Genomic DNA, 16211 nt, shown 5'->3' on the forward strand with positions numbered 1-16211 from the left:
TCGGCCACCGCAACGAAAAATTTAAGCGCGACAAATTGCGTCTTTCACTACGCACCAAGCAAATTGTCACTATCGGAGCACCCTCCGGGAACGCTCCACGGACCAGCACCAACAGGTGTCACCCGGCACTGCCGGGTGACAGATCGTCCGGCCGACGCTGGGTGACGCCCGCGGTCCGGTCGATGTGGTTAAGACTTGATGAACGAGAGCAGGTCGGGGTTGAGGACATCCGCATGCGTGGTCAACATACCATGGGGGTAGCCCGGATAGGTTTTCAGCGACCCGTTCTCGAGCAGGTCGACCGCACGCGGCACGGAACTTGCAAACGGGACGACTTGATCGGCCTCGCCATGCATTACCAGCACCGGCACGGTGATTTTCTTGAGGTCTTCGGTATAATCCTCCAGCCAAGAGTCGACGGTTGCGTAATGAGCGAGGGCACCGCCGGCCATGCCTTGGCGCCACCAGTTCGCAATGATCGCCTCCGAAGGGTTCGCCCCATCGAGGTTGTAGCCGTAGAACGGGTTCTCAGGGACGAAACGGTAGAATTCCGACCGGTTGCCCAGCACGCCCGCGCGGATCACCTCGAACCACTCCGGCGACTGACCGGACGGGTTTTCCTCGCTCCGGTACATGTTCGGCGTCAGGGAAGCGACCAGTACCGCCTTCGCGACGCGCTCTGGGTGGCGCGCGACATAGCGAGCTACCTCACCGCCACCTGTGGAGTGGCCGATGTGGATTGCGTCGCGTAGGTTGAGGTGCTCGGTCAGGGCCGCGAGGTCGGCAACCCAGTGGTCCATGTCGTTGCCGGTGGCGGGCTGGTCGGACCGGCCATGGCCGCGCCGGTCGTGGGCGATCACCCGGTAGCCGTGGCGAAGGAAGAAGGTCATCTGGGCGTCCCAGTCGTCCGCCGACAGCGGCCAGCCGTGGCTGAAAACGATCGGCTGGCCCGAGCCCCAGTCCTTGTAGAAGATGTTTACGCCGTCCGCGGTAGTAATTGTAGGCATCGGTCGCTCCTTCTTCGATTGGACACAGTTACTTGGGAAATACCTCCGGTGAGGCGCGTTTGATCATACCCCAATTTTGGACACTAAATCTCCCTTTTATCAGGGACAAATACCTTGTACGTTCGAGCTATGCCCTAAAGGTATAGCGAGGACCCCGGTGGAACTGAGGCATTTGCGTTTTTTTATTGCTGTTGCGGAGGAGGGATGGAGAAACTTACTGACCGCAGCCATAATTGGCCGTACGCCGCAGCGACTTCTACCAACACGTTGTTCACTGTAGGTCGACTGCGGAGCGGCCGCTAATCGCAGATGTACGCTGAAACGGGGCCGTCTGATGCCCGCCCCTTGGCAGACATCTGCGACGAATTACACCCCTTCCAATTTCCCGCGCTCAAATCGCCTCGCCAGCCAGCAGCCGCGGATTGTGCTTTGCCGTGGTGCCGGCCGCCTGGCCGATGAAGAAGGATTTGAGGTTCGGCAGGCGGTCGACGATCCCTAGCCCAAAGTCGCGGGCGATGCGAAGCGGCGAGATATCGTTGGAGAACAGCCGGTTCAGCACGTCGGTTGTCACCCCCATGCGGAAGGTGTCGAAGCGACGCCAGGTCTGGTAGCGCTCGAGGATATTGATCGAGCCGATATCGAGGCCGAGACGGTCGGCCTCGACGATGGTTTCGGCCAGGGCCGCCACATCCTTGAAACCAAGATTGAGTCCCTGGCCGGAGATCGGATGGATGCCGTGGGCGGCGTCGCCCGCCAGCGCGAAGCGCGGCGCGACGAAGGCGCGGGCAAGCGTCAGGCCGAGCGGGAAGGCGCGGCGCTCGCCGACCGCGCGCAGCGCACCGAGCTTATGGCCGAAGCGGCGCTCCAGTTCCTCTTCGAAGAGCAGGTCGTCGGAGGCGACCAGCCGCTCGGCGTCGGAGGTGCGCTCCGTCCAGACGAGCGAGGAGCGGTTGTTCTTCAGCGGCAGGATGGCGAAGGGGCCGGAGGGAAGGAAATGCTCCTCGGCGCAGCCGCCATGCGGCCGCTCATGCTCAACGGTGACGACGATGCCGGACTGGCCGTACTCCCAATTGACCGTCTTGATGCCAGCCATGTCGCGCAGCTTGGAGCGCACGCCGTCACAGGCGACCAGGAGCCGCGTTTCCAGCGTGCTGCCATCCGAGAGGGTGAGGGTGGTCTTGGCATCGTCTGTGACGAAGCCGGTGGCGCTGAGCCCATGCTTGATCGTGATGCCGAGACGCTCGCAGGCGCCGCGGAGCGCCCCGACCATGGTCAGGTTCGGCACCATATGGGCGAAGGGCTGGCCTTCGGCGACTTGGCCGTCGAAGGTGAGGAAGACCGGGCGGACCGGATCGCTGGTGCGCGAATCGGTGACGATCATGCGGGTGATCGGCTCGGCCTCCGGCGCGATCTCGTTCCAGACGCCGAGGACTTCAAGCATCTTCGAGGCAGCCGCGATGATCGCCGAGGCCCGCATATCCTTCTTCCAGGCGGTTTCGTGGGCCGCTTCCACGATCATGACCTCGAGGTGTGGCGCTGCCTGCTTGACTGCGACCGCTGCGGCAAGACCTACATATCCGCCACCCACTACCAGCATGTCCAACATAACGCTTCCCCGTGTCTTACTGTCACTTCCTGCTCTATATAGAACATCCCGTTCGTGGTTCCTACCATTGGAGTTCAAGCAAAATGTCGCGAGAGACCGAGAAGCCCACCCCGATGGAAACCGTGCTTGCGACGCTCGATCTGGAAACGATCGAGATGAACCTGTTTCGCGGCAACAGCCCGCAGGTCGGCTGGCAGCGCGTTTTCGGCGGGCAGGTCATCGGCCAGGCGCTGATGGCGGCGCAGAGGACCGTGGATGGCGATCGCTTCGCGCATTCGCTGCATGCCTATTTCATGCTGCCGGGCGACCCTTCCGTTCCGATCCTCTATCAGGTCGACCGCCTGCGCGATGGTTCGAGCTTCAATACGCGGCGCGTGCTAGCCGTCCAACATGGTAAGGCGATCTTTGCGCTGACCGCATCCTTCCAGGTCGATGAGCCCGGCTTCGATCATCAGGGCGGCATGCCTGACGTGCCGATGCCGGAGGAGCTGATGGACGAGGAGCAGGTGAAACAGCGCTATCTCGCGCATGCGCCCGAGAATGTGCGCCGCTACTGGGAGCGCAAGCGGGCGATCGAGATTCGGCCCGTCTCGATCGAGAGCTATTTCTCGCGCGCGCAGCCAAGCCAGCGGCAGAATATCTGGATCCGTCTGACCGGGCCTGTTCCCGACGACCGGCTCTACCGGAACGCCGTGCTCGCCTATCTCTCCGACATGACGCTGCTCGATGTCTCCCTGAATGCGCATGGCACGTCGGTTCTCGACCCGAACGTCCAGGTGGCGAGCCTCGACCACGCCATGTGGTTCCATCGTCCGTTCCAGCTCGATGACTGGCTGCTCTACAGCCAGGAAAGCCCCAGCGCATCCGGCGCGCGCGGCTTTACCCGCGGCAGTCTGTTTACGCGATCCGGTGTTCTGATTGCGTCCGTGGCGCAGGAAGGCCTGATTCGTAAAAAGGCAAATGATTAAATAAAGTGCAAATTTATAAATTTGCACTTTATTTGCGCAACCCGCGCGGCATAAATTGCCGCTTTATTGGCTTTGTGCGATAAATCCTTTAAATTTCAATAAGTTATAAATGTGTCACGAATCTGGCACGTCCTTTGAATGTGTATGGCCAGTCGCTGCAGAAACACTCGTCGGCGGCAAGGAGAGTCGGCTCCGTGCCGAGGGTAAACAAAGGATGGGAAACCAGATGAAAATTGTGATGGCCATTATCAAGCCGTTCAAGCTCGATGAGGTCCGTGAGGCCCTCACGGCTGTCGGCATCCAGGGCCTGACTGTGACCGAAGTGAAGGGCTACGGGCGCCAGAAGGGGCACACTGAAATCTATCGCGGCACCGAATATGCCGTCAGCTTCCTGCCGAAGCTGAAGATCGAAGTCGCAGTCGCATCCGAAATCGTCGACAAGGCCGTCGAGGCCATCGCGTCTGCCGCCAAGACCGGCCAGATCGGCGACGGCAAGATCTTTGTCTATTCCATTGACCATGCCGTGCGCATCCGTACTGGCGAAACCGATTCAGAAGCGCTGTAAGACACGGCCGATCAGGGAGTTATTTGCATGTCATTTTCCAAGCTTTCCTCCACCTTTGCACGGGTGGGCGCGCTTTCTGCGGCGCTGCTTGCGCCGGCGATCGCTTTCGCGCAGGAGGCCGCACCGGCCGCCGCCGCTGCGACCGCTGCAGCTCCGGTTCCGGACAAGGGCGATACCGCCTTCATGTTCATCTCCACCATTCTCGTGCTTTTCATGCTCGTGCCGGGTCTTGCGCTGTTCTACGGCGGTCTCGTCCGCGCCAAGAACATGCTCTCGGTTCTGATGCAGTGCACGATGATCGGCGCGGTCGTGATGATCCTCTGGGTTCTCTACGGCTATTCTTTCGCCTTCGGCGGCGGCACCAGCCCCTATTGGGGCGGCACGGCCAAGATGTTCCTCTCGGGCGTTTCGACCTCGACGACGGCTGCAACCTTCTCCAAGGGCGTCGTCATCCCTGAATTCATCTTCATGCTGTTCCAGATGACCTTTGCCGCCATTACGCCGGCCCTGATCATCGGCGCCTTTGCCGAGCGCATCAAGTTCGGCGCGGCCGTGCTCTTCTGCGCGCTGTGGGCGACCTTCGTCTACTTCCCGATCGCTCACATGGTCTGGGATTCCAACGGCATGCTCTTCAAGATGGGCGCTCTCGACTTCGCTGGCGGCACCGTCGTTCACATCAATGCCGGTGTCGCGGGCATCGTCGGCGCCATTCTCGTCGGCAAGCGCGTCGGCTTCGGCAAGGACATGATGGCTCCGCATTCCATGACACTGACCATGGTCGGCGCATCCATGCTCTGGGTTGGCTGGTTCGGCTTCAATGCCGGTTCGAACCTTGAAGCATCCGGAGGCGCAATGCTCGCAACCGTCAACACCTTCATTGCAACGGCAGCCGCGATCATCTCCTGGTCGCTGGTCGAAACCTTCACCCGCGGCAAAGCTTCCATGCTCGGCGGCGCCTCGGGCATGGTCGCCGGCCTCGTCGCCATCACGCCTGCCGCCGGTATCGCCGGCCCGATGGGCGCGATCGTCATGGGCCTCATCGTTTCGCCGCTGTGCTACTTCTTCGTCTCGGTCGTGAAGAACAAGTTCGGCTATGACGATACGGCCGATGTCTTCGGCGTACACTGCATCGGCGGTATCTTCGGCGCCATTGCAACCGGTATCTTCGCCAGCGCCTCGCTCGGCGGCGTCGGCTATGCCGAAGGCGTCACCATGAGCAGCCAGGTCGTCGTGCAGCTGACCGCCGTCGTCACCACCATCCTGTGGTGCGGCATCGGCTCCGCCATCCTCTACAAGGTCGTCGACGTCATCATCGGCCTGCGAGTTGCTCCGGAAGCCGAGCGCGAAGGTCTCGACCTCGCCTCCCACGGCGAAGCCGCATACCACAATTCCTGATTGGAGCTTGCGATGCCGGGGCAAGACCTCCGGCATCGCTGAACGTCCCGTCGCGACCTGTTTCATTGCAAATAGGCCGCTTTTGGCCCGAACCCCGGTTCGGGCCCTTTTTGTTTGTACAGCTGAGCGGGCTGTAAAAATCGGCGATTCGTGGGGCTGCGGCGCATGGTTAACATGCCATTAACCCTCCTCTGATTAGGTAGGGCTAACCTGCCGGCGAGTGGGCATAGACCGATTCGCTTGCGCTATCGACAAGGAACGGGGCTGGATATCATGGGCAGAAGCAATTCGGCGGCGTTGAGCGGTCGGCCAGACCGTTTATCGCTATCGAGTGTCGTTTGGCGTCAAGTCAAGGGCCTGACGGGCTTCGCATTGCTGTTCCTGTTGGCGCTCGCCGTGGCGGCGCTGGCGACGTGGAACGTCATGGATCCCAGCTATTCCTACGCAACGGCCAATGCGCCGACCAATCTTCTCGGTTTTCCTGGTGCTGCCTTTGCCGACATCATGATGCAGTCGCTCGGCCTTGCCTCGGTGCTGGCGCTGCTGCCGATCGTCGCCTGGGCCTTCGCGTTGATTTCCAATCGCAAGCTTCATCGCGTGCCCTCGCGGCTCGGCGCCTGGTTCGGCGGCTGCATTGTTGCGGCCGGCTCCATCGCCTGCTTTCCGGCGCCGCCGACCTGGCCGATCCCGAACGGCATCGGCGGCGTGGTCGGCGATCTTCTCCTGCGCTTTCCCGCCTTGTTCATCGGCACCTATCCGAGCGGCATCGTCGCCGCCATCATCGGCTCGCTTCTCGCCATTCCGGCCATCTGGCTCATGCTCTTTGCCTCCGGCGTGATCGGCGAAAGCCTGGTCGAGGATGAGGAGGGCGAGGAGGATTACGAGGAAACGCGCAGCCGCGCCCGTCGGGTGGGTGATGAAGACGAGGATGACGACCGCGGCGGTTTCCTTGGCAATTTCCTCGCCTTCGGTGCCGTCATGCATGCCTGGTACAATGCCCAGGCCCGCCTTCGCCGTCTGTTCGGCATGGGTCCGCGCAAGCGCCGCGACCACGCCTTCGATGCGCCTTATGATTTCAACGACGACGAATTCGGGACCCTGAACGAACCCGTGCGCGCCAAGGCGCCGGTTGCCCGCGGCGATCGCCTCGAGCCGTCCATGGATGGTCCCGCAGCACGCCGCGTCGTATCCGCGCCGTCGATCAGCCTTGGCGATGACGAGGATGAGGACGATGATTCGATCTATGATCGTGATCCGCCGCGTCCGGCCGGTATCCTGCCCGATGACGATGACGAGGACTGGCCGTTGACCCCGGCCTCACCGAGGGGAGCTGCTGCCGGCCACCGCGTCACGCCGGCCGCGCCGCGCCCGAAGCCCGGCGCGCGGGCCGAGCGCGAGGCACAGACCTCCTTCATCCGCACGTATGGCTTCCAGCTTCCGGCCGTTCATCTGCTCGCCGAGCCGAAGGCGGTCGCCCGCGATGCGACGCTCTCCGCCGATGCGCTGGAGCAGAATGCCCGCATGCTCGAAGGGGTGCTGGAGGATTTCGGCGTCAAAGGCGAAATTATCCATGTCCGTCCCGGCCCCGTCGTAACACTTTACGAGCTGGAGCCGGCGCCCGGCATCAAGTCGTCCCGCGTCATCGGCCTTGCCGACGATATCGCCCGCTCGATGAGCGCGATCGCCGCCCGCGTCGCCGTCGTTCCCGGTCGCAATGCGATCGGCATCGAGCTGCCGAATTCGACGCGCGAGACGGTCTATCTGCGCGAGCTCATCGCCAGCCGCGATTTCGAGACCTCCAAGGCCAAGCTTGCCATGTCGCTCGGCAAGACGATCGGCGGCGAGCCCGTGATTGCCGATCTCGCCAAGATGCCGCATCTGCTTGTTGCCGGCACCACCGGCTCGGGTAAATCCGTTGCCATCAACACCATGATCCTGTCGCTGCTCTACCGCATGACGCCCGAGCAATGCCGCCTGATCATGATCGATCCCAAGATGCTCGAACTCTCCGTCTATGACGGTATCCCGCACCTCCTGTCGCCTGTCGTCACCGACCCTAAGAAAGCTGTCGTCGCGCTCAAATGGACCGTCCGCGAGATGGAAGAGCGCTATAAGAAGATGTCGAAGATCGGCGTGCGCAACATCGACGGCTTCAACAGCCGCGTCGAGCAGGCCGTCGCCAAGGGCGAGGCGATCAGCCGCACGGTGCAGACCGGCTTCGACCGCCAAACCGGCGAGGCGATCTATGAGACGGAAGAATTCGACCTGAAGCCGATGCCCTATATCGTCGTCATCATCGACGAGATGGCCGATCTGATGATGGTCGCCGGCAAGGATATCGAAGGCGCGGTGCAGCGCTTGGCGCAGATGGCGCGTGCCGCCGGCATCCACGTCATCATGGCGACGCAGCGTCCGTCCGTCGACGTCATCACCGGCACGATCAAGGCGAACTTCCCGACCCGCATTTCCTTCCAGGTGACCTCGAAGATCGACAGCCGCACGATCCTCGGCGAACAGGGAGCGGAACAGCTGCTCGGCATGGGCGACATGCTCTACATGGCCGGCGGCGGGCGCATCCAGCGCGTCCACGGCCCCTTCGTCTCCGATGGCGAGGTGGAAGATATCGTCGCCTATCTGAAGACGCAGGGCGCACCGCAATATCTCGATGCGATCACTGCCGATGATGACGAGGATGACGATGACGGCCATGGTCCGGCGGGCACATCCAATCTCGCCGATTCGGAAGACCCCTACGATCAGGCGGTCGCGATTGTTCTCAACGACGGCAAGGCTTCGACCTCATACATCCAGCGCCGTCTCGGCATCGGCTACAACCGTGCCGCCTCGCTTATCGAGCGCATGGAGGAGGAGGGCGTGATCGGCCCGGCCAATCATGCCGGCAAGCGCGAGATTCTCGTTCCGACCAAAGCCGATATTCTGGATCGCTGAGGCCGCAGGCCCTTTCCGCGTCGCATATCCCGGCTATGCTCAGGAAAATTTGATTGTGGCCCAACAACCGCACATGGGCCGCCGCGCCATGAAGACGCCGATTTTGCGCGCCATGGACAAAGCCATGAAGGAGAATTCGATGACCAAGTTTGATGCGCAGCCGTCCAGCCGACTTTCCCTGACCCGCCGGCATTTCCTCGGCGTCGTGGTCGCGGTCGGCGCGGCGGGCACGCTGCCGGTTTCGGCTTTTGCACAGGCGCAGGCGCAAACACAGGCACAGCCGGCGACAGCCGCCCTCAATCCCGGTATCGCCCAGGCCATTGCCGATCACTTCTCGTCCATCAAGACGATGAAGGGCGGTTTCCTGCAGATCGGCCCGCGCGGCGATCAGATGAGCGGCTCTTTTTTCATCCAGCGCCCCGGCAAGATGCGTTTCAACTACGATCCGCCGTCCCGCATGCGCGTCATCTGCGATGGCAATAACGTGCAGGTCATCAACGACCAGACGCAGACCAGAAACATGTATCAGCTGTCGAAGACGCCGCTGAGCCTGCTGCTGGCCAATAAGATCGACCTTTCCGCCGATATGGTGCGCGATGTCGATTCCAAACCGGATCTCACCAAGATCACGCTCGGCAATCGTACCGTCTTCGGTGATTCCACCATCACGATGATTTTCGATTCGAAGAGCTACGATCTGCGCCAATGGACCGTGATCGATCCGCAGGGCAAGACGACCGACGTCATCATCAACAATGTGAAGACCAATGTCGCCTTCGACGACAGCGTTTTCCGCATCGATTATACGCGCTGATCGCCCTCTCCACATTCTGCCGCAGGGTAAGCGCCGAATGGCGCTTTCCTTTCCGTGGCGGCCGGTCTAAAGCCTTAGACCTGACTGGAGGGCCTGGCGTTTCACCGAATCGCCCGGCTGTTCCTGCTGTCTGTTTTGACGCAATTCCGGACGGAAAACCGCTGCGCACTTTTCCTGGAATTGTTCTTGGGGAAAGGTTCGGGCATGGGATTATCGATTGCGACGTGGAACATCAACTCGGTGCGGCTGCGCATGCCCATCGTCGAGCAGTTCGTCATGCAGGCCCGGCCCGACATCCTCTGCCTGCAGGAAACCAAGGTTCCGAACGAGCTTTTCCCCTATGCTCCCTTACGCGCCCTCGGCTATGAACACATCATCGTCCACGGCCAGAAGGGCTATCATGGCGTCGCGATCGCCTCGCGCATCCCGCTGAGCGAGGATCATCGGCAGGATTACTGCAACGTCGGTGACAGCAGGCATATTTCGGCGATCTTCGAGCGTGGCGGCCGGCGCGTGCGCCTGCATAATTTCTACGTCCCGGCCGGTGGCGACGAACCGGATCGCACCATCAATCCGAAGTTCGGCCACAAGCTCGATTTCATCGAGGAAATGAAGCGGCTGCATGCCAATGCCGAACAGAATACCTCCGCGATCCTCGTCGGCGATCTCAATATCGCGCCGCTGGAGCATGACGTCTGGTCACATAAGCAGCTCTTGAAGATCGTCAGCCATACGCCAGTGGAAACCGACGGGCTGATCGAGGTGATGAAGCGCGGCGCCTGGCTCGATCTTATGCGCCAGCACGTGCCGGAAAACGAAAAGCTCTATACGTGGTGGAGCTACCGCGCCAAGGATTGGGAGGCTGCCGACCGCGGCCGCCGCCTCGACCACATCTGGTCATCCTCCGATCTCGGCCCGCTCCTGCAGCGGATCGATATCCTCAAGGCGGCGCGCGGCTGGGATCGTCCGTCCGACCATGTGCCCGTGACGGCGCATTTCAATCTCTGAGTGGGGCGAGTTTTTCAAGAAAAGCGGCCGAGCAATGCGGCCGCTTGCCGCGCAAGTGTTGCGAAGTTTTCGCGGATGCGGTTCTGAATCAGCAGGCCGGCGTCGGGATATTCCTCGATCAGCCGGTGGAAGAGGGCACGCGTGATGCGGATCACGTCGGATTCCTCGGCGGCAACAGCCGTGTATTTCCGCTCCACCAAGGTCACCATCGCCAGTTCTGAAAGCATGGTGCCTGCCTGGACTATCGCTTCCACCTGTTTCTGGCCGTCGGCATCGATGATGCTGAGCTCGAAACTGCCACGCGTGATGACGTAGGCGCATTCGGCGGGGGATTTTTCCCGGAACAGCGTCTGGCCTTCGTTCACATGGCGGCGGTCGGCGCCGAAAGCGATCAGCCGCAGCGGCTCATCGCCCATGCCGTGAAACAGCGGCAGTTGCGACAGCAGTCGAATATCGTCGTTCAGCGCCATCGATCGCCTATGGAATGATCTTGTAACCGCCGTTTTCCGTCACCAGGATCTCGGCATTGGAAGGGTCGCGCTCGATTTTCTGGCGGAGGCGGTAGACGTGGGTTTCGAGCGTATGGGTGGTGACGCCGGAATTATAGCCCCAGACTTCTTCGAGAAGGATATCGCGGGTCACGACCTTCTGGTCTGCGCGATAGAGATAGCGGATGATGGCGGCTTCCTTTTCCGTGAGCCGGATCTTTTGGCCGTCTTCCGTGGTGAGCAGCTTCTGGCTCGGCTTGAAGAGGTAGCGTCCTACAGTGAAGGTCGCATCTTCGCTCTGCTCGTGCTGGCGCAGTTGCGCGCGGATGCGGGCGAGCAGCACGGCGAAGCGGAAAGGCTTGGTCACGTAATCATTCGCGCCGGCTTCCAGGCCGAGGATGGTGTCGGAATCAGTGTCATGGCCCGTCAACATGATGATCGGCGCCTTGAAGCCGTTCTTGCGCAGCAGTTTCACCGCTTCGCGGCCGTCCATGTCAGGCAGCCCGACATCCATGATGAGGAGATCGACAGGCACGGTGCGCGCGGTCTGCACGCCTTTTCCGGCGGTGGCTTCCTGCAGGACGTTGAATTCCTCGTAAAGCGACAATTGCTCGACCAGCATCTCGCGAAGGTCGTTATCATCGTCCACCAGGAGAATGGTGCGTGCGGTCATGCCGTTCGGATCCTCGTTCTAATCCCACCTAAGTCCTACGCCAAATTGCATTTTTGGCAAGTCGCGACGCGGCTCAGGCTTGGTCGTTTGATTGAAACTGCTATGATTTCAAATGAAATCACACGCAAAGCAAAAACATGTGAGGAAAATGGAAAAGACAAGGGCGGCGGCCCGGCGGACCGCTTCCACCATCGTCGTACGCCCCGCGCCGGGCAAGAGGACCCGAGCGCTGGTGCAGATCGGATCACTTACCATGCCGGCGGCGATCGGCAGATCGGGGCGCAGCATCTTGAAGCGGGAAGGAGACGGCGCGACGCCGATCGCCTGCATGAAGCTGCTTTATGGCTTCACGCGCGGCGATCACGTCCGCTTTCTCAAGACGAGCCTGCCGATGCGGCGTATCCGCAAGGACATGCTCTGGTGCGATCAGCCTGACAATGCCAACTACAACAGGCTGGTGAAGGCTCCCTTCAAGCCGGGCCACGAGGAAATGCGGCGGAGCGACGGTCTCTATGACATATGTCTCGTGCTCGACTGGAACGTGACTTCGCGCCGGCGTCATCGCGGCTCGGCGATCTTCTTCCATCTGATCAGGCCGGGCTACGAGCCGACGGCGGGATGCGTCGCGATCAGTCTTCGCGACATGCGGCGCATCCTTCCGCTGTTGCGCAAGGGAACGACCATCCGGGTTGTCTGAGCGGCGGCCCGGAGTTAGAATTCCAACATCCTCGACCATATGGGCTTTTACCGGCGCGCCTGCGCAGGGCTTGGCCCGGTCCTTTCATTTCGAATTTAAAATCACGCCTTCACTCCACCCTCTCTCATCCTTTGGAGACTTATCGTGACCACGCAACCGACAATCACTTTCAATGACGGCAATTCCATTCCGCAGGTCGGCCTCGGCGTCTGGCAGACGCCGGAAAACGTCGCGCCGATGGCGGTCAGCACGGCGCTGAAAGCCGGCTACCGCCATGTCGATACGGCGGCCATTTATGCCAACGAGGATGGCGTCGGCGAAGGCATGCGCCAGTCTGGCGTCGCCCGCAAGGACATCTATCTCACAACCAAACTCTGGAATGAGGAGCAGGGCTTCGATTCCACGCTGAAGGCCTTCGACCAAAGCCTGAAGCGCCTCGGCACTGATTATGTCGATCTCTACCTCATCCACTGGCCGTCGCCGCATCGCAACCGCTATCTCGATACCTGGAAGGCTTTCGTCCGTCTCAAGGAAGAAGGCCGCGCCCGGTCGATCGGCGTTTCCAACTTCGCCAAGGAGCATCTTGACCGCATCATCGGCGAAACCGGCGTGACGCCCGTGCTCAATCAGATCGAGCTGCACCCGACCTTCCAGCAGAAGGCGCTTCGCGAGGTACACGACAAGCTCGGCATCAAGACGGAATCCTGGAGCCCGCTCGGCCAAGGCAAGCTTCTCACCAATGCCGTTATCGGCAAGGTCGCCGCCAAGCACGGCCGCACGCCGGCGCAGGTCATCATCCGCTGGCATATCGACAACGGCCTGATCGTCATCCCGAAATCGGTGACGCCGAGCCGCATCGAGGAAAACCTCAGGGTTTTCGATTTCAAGCTCGATGGCGACGATCTGGCCGAGATCGCCAAGCTCGATTCACCCGACGGGCGCATCGGCCCGGATCCGATGACGGCGAGTTTCTGATTTCAGAAATCGAACTCTGGAAGGCCGGAAGCATTTGCGCCCGGCCTTTTCGCTATGAAGTGGATCATAGCGCTTCTTCTGAAAAAGACGCTCGCTTCGCGCAGGCAAAACCGGTGAGTGCGATTGCCGATGCCCCGACGATTAGCAGAGCGGCCACCGCAAAGGTGATCTGCATTCCGCTTGCCACCGCCTGCGGCGCTGCGGTGGTAATGTCCGTGGTTCCCGAGGCCAGCGTGAAGACTGCGCCCATGACGGATGCGCCGGTGATCAGGCCGAGATTTCGCGACAGGTTCAGCATACCCGATATGACGCCGCGCTGCTCGGATTGGATATCAGTCATGACCATGGTGTTATTGGCCGCCTGAAACAGCGCGTAGTTTGCCGTGACGACGGCGATCGGCCCGATGTAACCGGCCGCTCCGAACCTACCTTGCATGGCCGAGAGCAGGAAGAGGCCGGCTATCATGCCGGCGAGGCCTGCGATCGTCATGCGGTGAGTGCCGAAACGGTCGACGATGCGGCCTGCCGGCACGCCCATCAATGCCGCCACCAGCGGACCCGCCGACATGATGGCGCCGACTTCAGCCGCGTCGAAACCGAGTGCGGAAGAGAGGTAGAAGGGGCCGACCACCAGCGTCGCCATCATCACGGTCGAAACCAATGTGCTCATGGCAAGGCCCGCCGTCAGCGTCGAATCGCGGAACATGGAAAGGCGCAGCAGCGGCGATTTCACCTTGGCTTGCGAAAGCAGGAACAGTGCCGTTCCGAAAGCCGTGGCCAGCAGGAGGCCGATATTTACCCCGCCGAAGCTGCCGCGCCCTATGGTCATTGCCAGCGCATAGGCGGCAAGCGTCAGCGCCAGCAGCAGGGTGCCGATCGCATCCGGCCGCCCCTGCGTGGTTTTTTCGTTCGGACGATCCGCCGACAGGAAGCGCGCGGCGAGCAGGACGTTTACAATGCCGAGCGGCACGTTGATCAGGAAGATGGTCTTCCAGCCGAAGCCGGCGATCAGGATGCCGCCGAGCGACGGGCCGAGCGTGGTGCCGATCGCAGACATGGTGCCGAGCAGGCCCATGGCGCTGCCGGTCCTCTCCTTGGGAACGGTTTCGCCGACCATCGCGACAGTGAGCGCCATCATCATTGCTGCGCCTAGGCCCTGAAAAGCTCTGGCGGCAAGCAGGAGGGAAAGCGTCGGAGCGATGCCGCAGAAAAGGGAGGCGAGGGTGAAGAGGCTGATTCCGATCAGCAGCAGGCGCCGCCGGCCGAAAATGTCGCCCAGGCGCCCGACGCTGACGATCAGCGTGGTGATAGCGAGCAGATAGGCAAGCACGATCCATTGCGCCTGCTGGAAGGAGGCGCCGAATGCCTGTGCAAGTGTCGGCAGAGCGATATTGGCAATGCTGGTGCCGAGCGACGGCATCAGCATGGAAAGCGAGAGGCTGGCGAGCGCCCAGCGGGTCGAGGATGCTGATTTTGTGTGGCCGGCTTTGCCCGGATTTTCGATGATTGGCTGCAACATGAGCTCCATTTCTGGTGACGTCTAAAAAGTCCCGGCAGAAAGGTAGTTCTCGACGCGATATGGCGGAATGCGCAGCATTTGCACTTCATTCGTGCGTTTGACGCTATATCTTATACAAACCGTGCTATGCTCTCCTCATGTCCACGCCCGATCTCAACCTGCTTGTTACCCTGAATGTCCTGCTTGCCGAAGGCAGCGTTGCGCGTGCTGCCCGGAGGCTGCGGCTGAGCCCATCGGCGATGAGCCGGCAGCTGGCGCGCCTGCGCGAGACGATGGGGGATCCGCTGCTGGTTCGGGCGGGGCGGGGGCTCGTGCCGACGCCGCGGGCGCTGGAGCTACGCGAGCGCGTCGGTCATCTCATTCAGGAGGCGGAGGCCGCCTTGCGGCCCGCCCAAAGCCTCGATCTGAAGCAGCTTGCTCGAATCTTCACGCTGCGCACCCGCGAAGGCTTCGTGGAGAACTTTGGTGCCGAACTGATTGCGCGCATTGCTGAGCAGGCGCCTGGCGTTCGGCTCTACTTCACGCAGAAGTTGGACAAGGACAGCACACCTTTGCGCGATGGGACGATCGACTTCGAGACTGGTATTGTCGGCGGCGATACAGGTCCGGAGCTCAGGACGCAGGCGCTGTTCCGCGATCGCTTCATCGGCGTGGTCCGGCGCCGACATCCGTTGAGCGAGGGTGTTGTGACGCCGGAGCGCTACGCCGCGGGACAGCATATCCTCGTTTCGCGGCGCGGCCTCCAAAAAGGGCAGATCGACGAGATGCTGGAAAAGCTGGGCCTGAAGCGACAGATCGCAACGATTGTCGGCAGCTTCTCGGCTGCGCTGGCCTTGGTGCGCGCCTCCGACCTGATCGTCAGTGTGCCGGAGCGTTATACGGGCAATCTGCGTGTTGACATGTACAGTTTCGCACTGCCGGTGCCGACATCGGACGTCATGATCTCGCTGCTCTGGCATCCGCGGATGGATGCGGATCCGGCGCATCGCTGGCTGCGGGGCTGCATTCGCGATGTCTGCGCCGAGCGGCGTTCGGAGCGATCAACTGGATTCGAAGTCGGCTAGATAATTGCGTAGCAGGCGGTCAAAAGCCTTTCGTTCGCCTTCGGAAAGAGTGGAGATCAGGCGTGCCTGCGTTTCGACATGTGCCGTCACCGCCGCATCGATAAGCTCGAAGCCTTTCGGCGTCAGGGATATCAGGAAGCTGCGGCCATCATCCGGGTTCTGGCTGCGCGTGACGAGGCCGGCCCTCTCCAGCTGATCGATGCGATTGGTCATCGTGCCCGACGACACCATCATCGTATCCATCAGATCACTAGGGGAGAGAGTATAGGGCTCCCCCGAGCGGCGCAGGGTCGCCAGCATGTCGAAGTTCGCCGCGTTCAGGCCGAAACGGCCGAAGGTCTTCTCCATCTCGCGGGAGAGATGGAGCGCGAGATTGCGCATGCGCCCGAACAGGCCCATGGCCGTCGTGTCGAGATCCGGCCGTTCGCGGCGCCACTGCGCGAGAATTTTATCGATGCGATCCATGTCAAGACCTCGCCATGA

The 16211-nt window shown here is 61.4% G+C and carries 15 protein-coding genes; 9 read left to right on the plus strand and 6 right to left on the minus strand.

What is annotated here, in order from left to right; translation table 11 throughout:
* Window positions 1-188 precede the first annotated feature (188 nt).
* Both PH552_RS09965 and PH552_RS09970 read right to left on the minus strand, forming a co-directional pair.
* Window positions 189-1007, minus strand: coding sequence for an alpha/beta fold hydrolase (locus PH552_RS09965; protein ID WP_112341440.1), 819 nt, complete (start codon window positions 1005-1007; stop codon window positions 189-191).
* 391 nt (window positions 1008-1398) lie between these two features.
* Window positions 1399-2613, minus strand: a complete 1215-nt coding sequence (locus PH552_RS09970; RefSeq protein ID WP_113249646.1) for a ubiquinone biosynthesis hydroxylase — start codon at window positions 2611-2613, stop codon at window positions 1399-1401.
* An 83-nt stretch (window positions 2614-2696) separates the two neighbouring features.
* Between PH552_RS09970 and tesB the strand changes: the two genes are divergently transcribed.
* The 6 genes from tesB to PH552_RS10000 all read left to right on the plus strand — a co-directional run bounded on the left by tesB (window position 2697) and on the right by PH552_RS10000 (window position 10312).
* Window positions 2697-3581 carry an acyl-CoA thioesterase II gene (gene tesB, locus PH552_RS09975; protein ID WP_162736950.1) on the plus strand — a complete coding sequence of 295 codons (885 nt, stop codon included), beginning with the start codon at window positions 2697-2699 and terminating at the stop codon, window positions 3579-3581.
* Between the two features lie 214 nt (window positions 3582-3795).
* A complete protein-coding gene (locus PH552_RS09980; protein WP_034509110.1) occupies window positions 3796-4146 on the plus strand; it encodes a P-II family nitrogen regulator in 351 nt (116 codons plus the stop codon).
* 27 nt (window positions 4147-4173) lie between these two features.
* On the plus strand, window positions 4174-5541 hold the full coding sequence (locus PH552_RS09985) for an ammonium transporter (protein ID WP_113249645.1): 1368 nt from the start codon (window positions 4174-4176) through the stop codon (window positions 5539-5541).
* A 273-nt stretch (window positions 5542-5814) separates the two neighbouring features.
* Complete coding sequence (locus tag PH552_RS09990; protein WP_113249644.1) at window positions 5815-8490, plus strand: FtsK/SpoIIIE family DNA translocase; 2676 nt, start codon at window positions 5815-5817, stop codon at window positions 8488-8490.
* 139 nt (window positions 8491-8629) lie between these two features.
* Entirely contained in the window at window positions 8630-9304 is a 675-nt protein-coding gene (locus tag PH552_RS09995; RefSeq protein ID WP_112341722.1) for an outer-membrane lipoprotein carrier protein LolA, read from the plus strand.
* 204 nt (window positions 9305-9508) lie between these two features.
* Window positions 9509-10312 carry an exodeoxyribonuclease III gene (locus tag PH552_RS10000; RefSeq protein WP_112341436.1) on the plus strand — a complete coding sequence of 268 codons (804 nt, stop codon included), beginning with the start codon at window positions 9509-9511 and terminating at the stop codon, window positions 10310-10312.
* 14 nt (window positions 10313-10326) lie between these two features.
* On the opposite strand, the gene PH552_RS10005 is transcribed toward PH552_RS10000, so the two are convergent.
* Both PH552_RS10005 and PH552_RS10010 read right to left on the minus strand, forming a co-directional pair.
* Window positions 10327-10782: a cyclic nucleotide-binding domain-containing protein gene (locus PH552_RS10005; RefSeq protein WP_112341435.1), complete on the minus strand. Its 456-nt coding sequence runs from the start codon at window positions 10780-10782 to the stop codon at window positions 10327-10329.
* 7 nt (window positions 10783-10789) lie between these two features.
* Entirely contained in the window at window positions 10790-11473 is a 684-nt protein-coding gene (locus tag PH552_RS10010) for a response regulator transcription factor (RefSeq protein WP_092717256.1), read from the minus strand.
* A gap of 148 nt (window positions 11474-11621) precedes the next feature.
* On the opposite strand from PH552_RS10010, the gene PH552_RS10015 reads away from it, so the two are divergent.
* Together PH552_RS10015 and PH552_RS10020 are read left to right on the plus strand one after the other, a co-directional pair.
* Complete coding sequence (locus PH552_RS10015; RefSeq protein ID WP_113249643.1) at window positions 11622-12170, plus strand: L,D-transpeptidase family protein; 549 nt, start codon at window positions 11622-11624, stop codon at window positions 12168-12170.
* A 144-nt stretch (window positions 12171-12314) separates the two neighbouring features.
* The gene (locus tag PH552_RS10020; protein ID WP_113249642.1) at window positions 12315-13145 is read left to right on the plus strand and encodes an aldo/keto reductase; all 831 of its coding nucleotides are present in this window, start codon (window positions 12315-12317) and stop codon (window positions 13143-13145) included.
* Window positions 13146-13209: 64 nt separating this feature from the next.
* Here PH552_RS10020 and PH552_RS10025 read toward each other — a convergent pair whose 3' ends face one another.
* On the minus strand, window positions 13210-14664 hold the full coding sequence (locus PH552_RS10025) for an MFS transporter (RefSeq protein ID WP_112341432.1): 1455 nt from the start codon (window positions 14662-14664) through the stop codon (window positions 13210-13212).
* A gap of 137 nt (window positions 14665-14801) precedes the next feature.
* Here PH552_RS10025 and PH552_RS10030 point away from each other — a divergent pair, with 137 nt between their 5' ends.
* Entirely contained in the window at window positions 14802-15728 is a 927-nt protein-coding gene (locus PH552_RS10030) for a LysR family transcriptional regulator (RefSeq protein ID WP_112341431.1), read from the plus strand.
* Here the strand turns inward: PH552_RS10030 and PH552_RS10035 are convergent.
* Window positions 15705-16193, minus strand: coding sequence for a MarR family winged helix-turn-helix transcriptional regulator (locus PH552_RS10035; protein ID WP_112341430.1), 489 nt, complete (start codon window positions 16191-16193; stop codon window positions 15705-15707). The two genes, PH552_RS10030 and PH552_RS10035, sit on opposite strands and share 24 nt — an antisense overlap.
* Window positions 16194-16211: the final 18 nt, after the last annotated feature.

The sequence above is a fragment of the Rhizobium aureum genome, from assembly GCF_030182495.1.
Classification (GTDB): Bacteria; Pseudomonadota; Alphaproteobacteria; order Rhizobiales; family Rhizobiaceae; genus Rhizobium; species Rhizobium tropici_C.

Bases quoted from the DNA above. Each gene is read 5' to 3' on its own strand.
- PH552_RS10010 (WP_092717256.1), bottom strand. From the start codon at position 11,473: ATGACCGCACGCACCATTCTCCTGGTGGACGATGATAACGACCTTCGC.
- PH552_RS09980 (WP_034509110.1), top strand. From the start codon at position 3,796: ATGGGAAACCAGATGAAAATTGTGATGGCCATTATCAAGCCGTTCAAG.
- PH552_RS10030 (WP_112341431.1), top strand. From the start codon at position 14,802: ATGTCCACGCCCGATCTCAACCTGCTTGTTACCCTGAATGTCCTGCTT.
- PH552_RS09965 (WP_112341440.1), bottom strand. From the start codon at position 1,007: ATGCCTACAATTACTACCGCGGACGGCGTAAACATCTTCTACAAGGAC.
- PH552_RS09970 (WP_113249646.1), bottom strand. From the start codon at position 2,613: ATGTTGGACATGCTGGTAGTGGGTGGCGGATATGTAGGTCTTGCCGCA.
- PH552_RS09985 (WP_113249645.1), top strand. From the start codon at position 4,174: ATGTCATTTTCCAAGCTTTCCTCCACCTTTGCACGGGTGGGCGCGCTT.
- PH552_RS10025 (WP_112341432.1), bottom strand. From the start codon at position 14,664: ATGTTGCAGCCAATCATCGAAAATCCGGGCAAAGCCGGCCACACAAAA.
- PH552_RS10015 (WP_113249643.1), top strand. From the start codon at position 11,622: ATGGAAAAGACAAGGGCGGCGGCCCGGCGGACCGCTTCCACCATCGTC.
- PH552_RS09995 (WP_112341722.1), top strand. From the start codon at position 8,630: ATGACCAAGTTTGATGCGCAGCCGTCCAGCCGACTTTCCCTGACCCGC.
- PH552_RS10000 (WP_112341436.1), top strand. From the start codon at position 9,509: ATGGGATTATCGATTGCGACGTGGAACATCAACTCGGTGCGGCTGCGC.
- PH552_RS10035 (WP_112341430.1), bottom strand. From the start codon at position 16,193: ATGGATCGCATCGATAAAATTCTCGCGCAGTGGCGCCGCGAACGGCCG.
- PH552_RS10005 (WP_112341435.1), bottom strand. From the start codon at position 10,782: ATGGCGCTGAACGACGATATTCGACTGCTGTCGCAACTGCCGCTGTTT.
- tesB (WP_162736950.1), top strand. From the start codon at position 2,697: ATGTCGCGAGAGACCGAGAAGCCCACCCCGATGGAAACCGTGCTTGCG.
- PH552_RS09990 (WP_113249644.1), top strand. From the start codon at position 5,815: ATGGGCAGAAGCAATTCGGCGGCGTTGAGCGGTCGGCCAGACCGTTTA.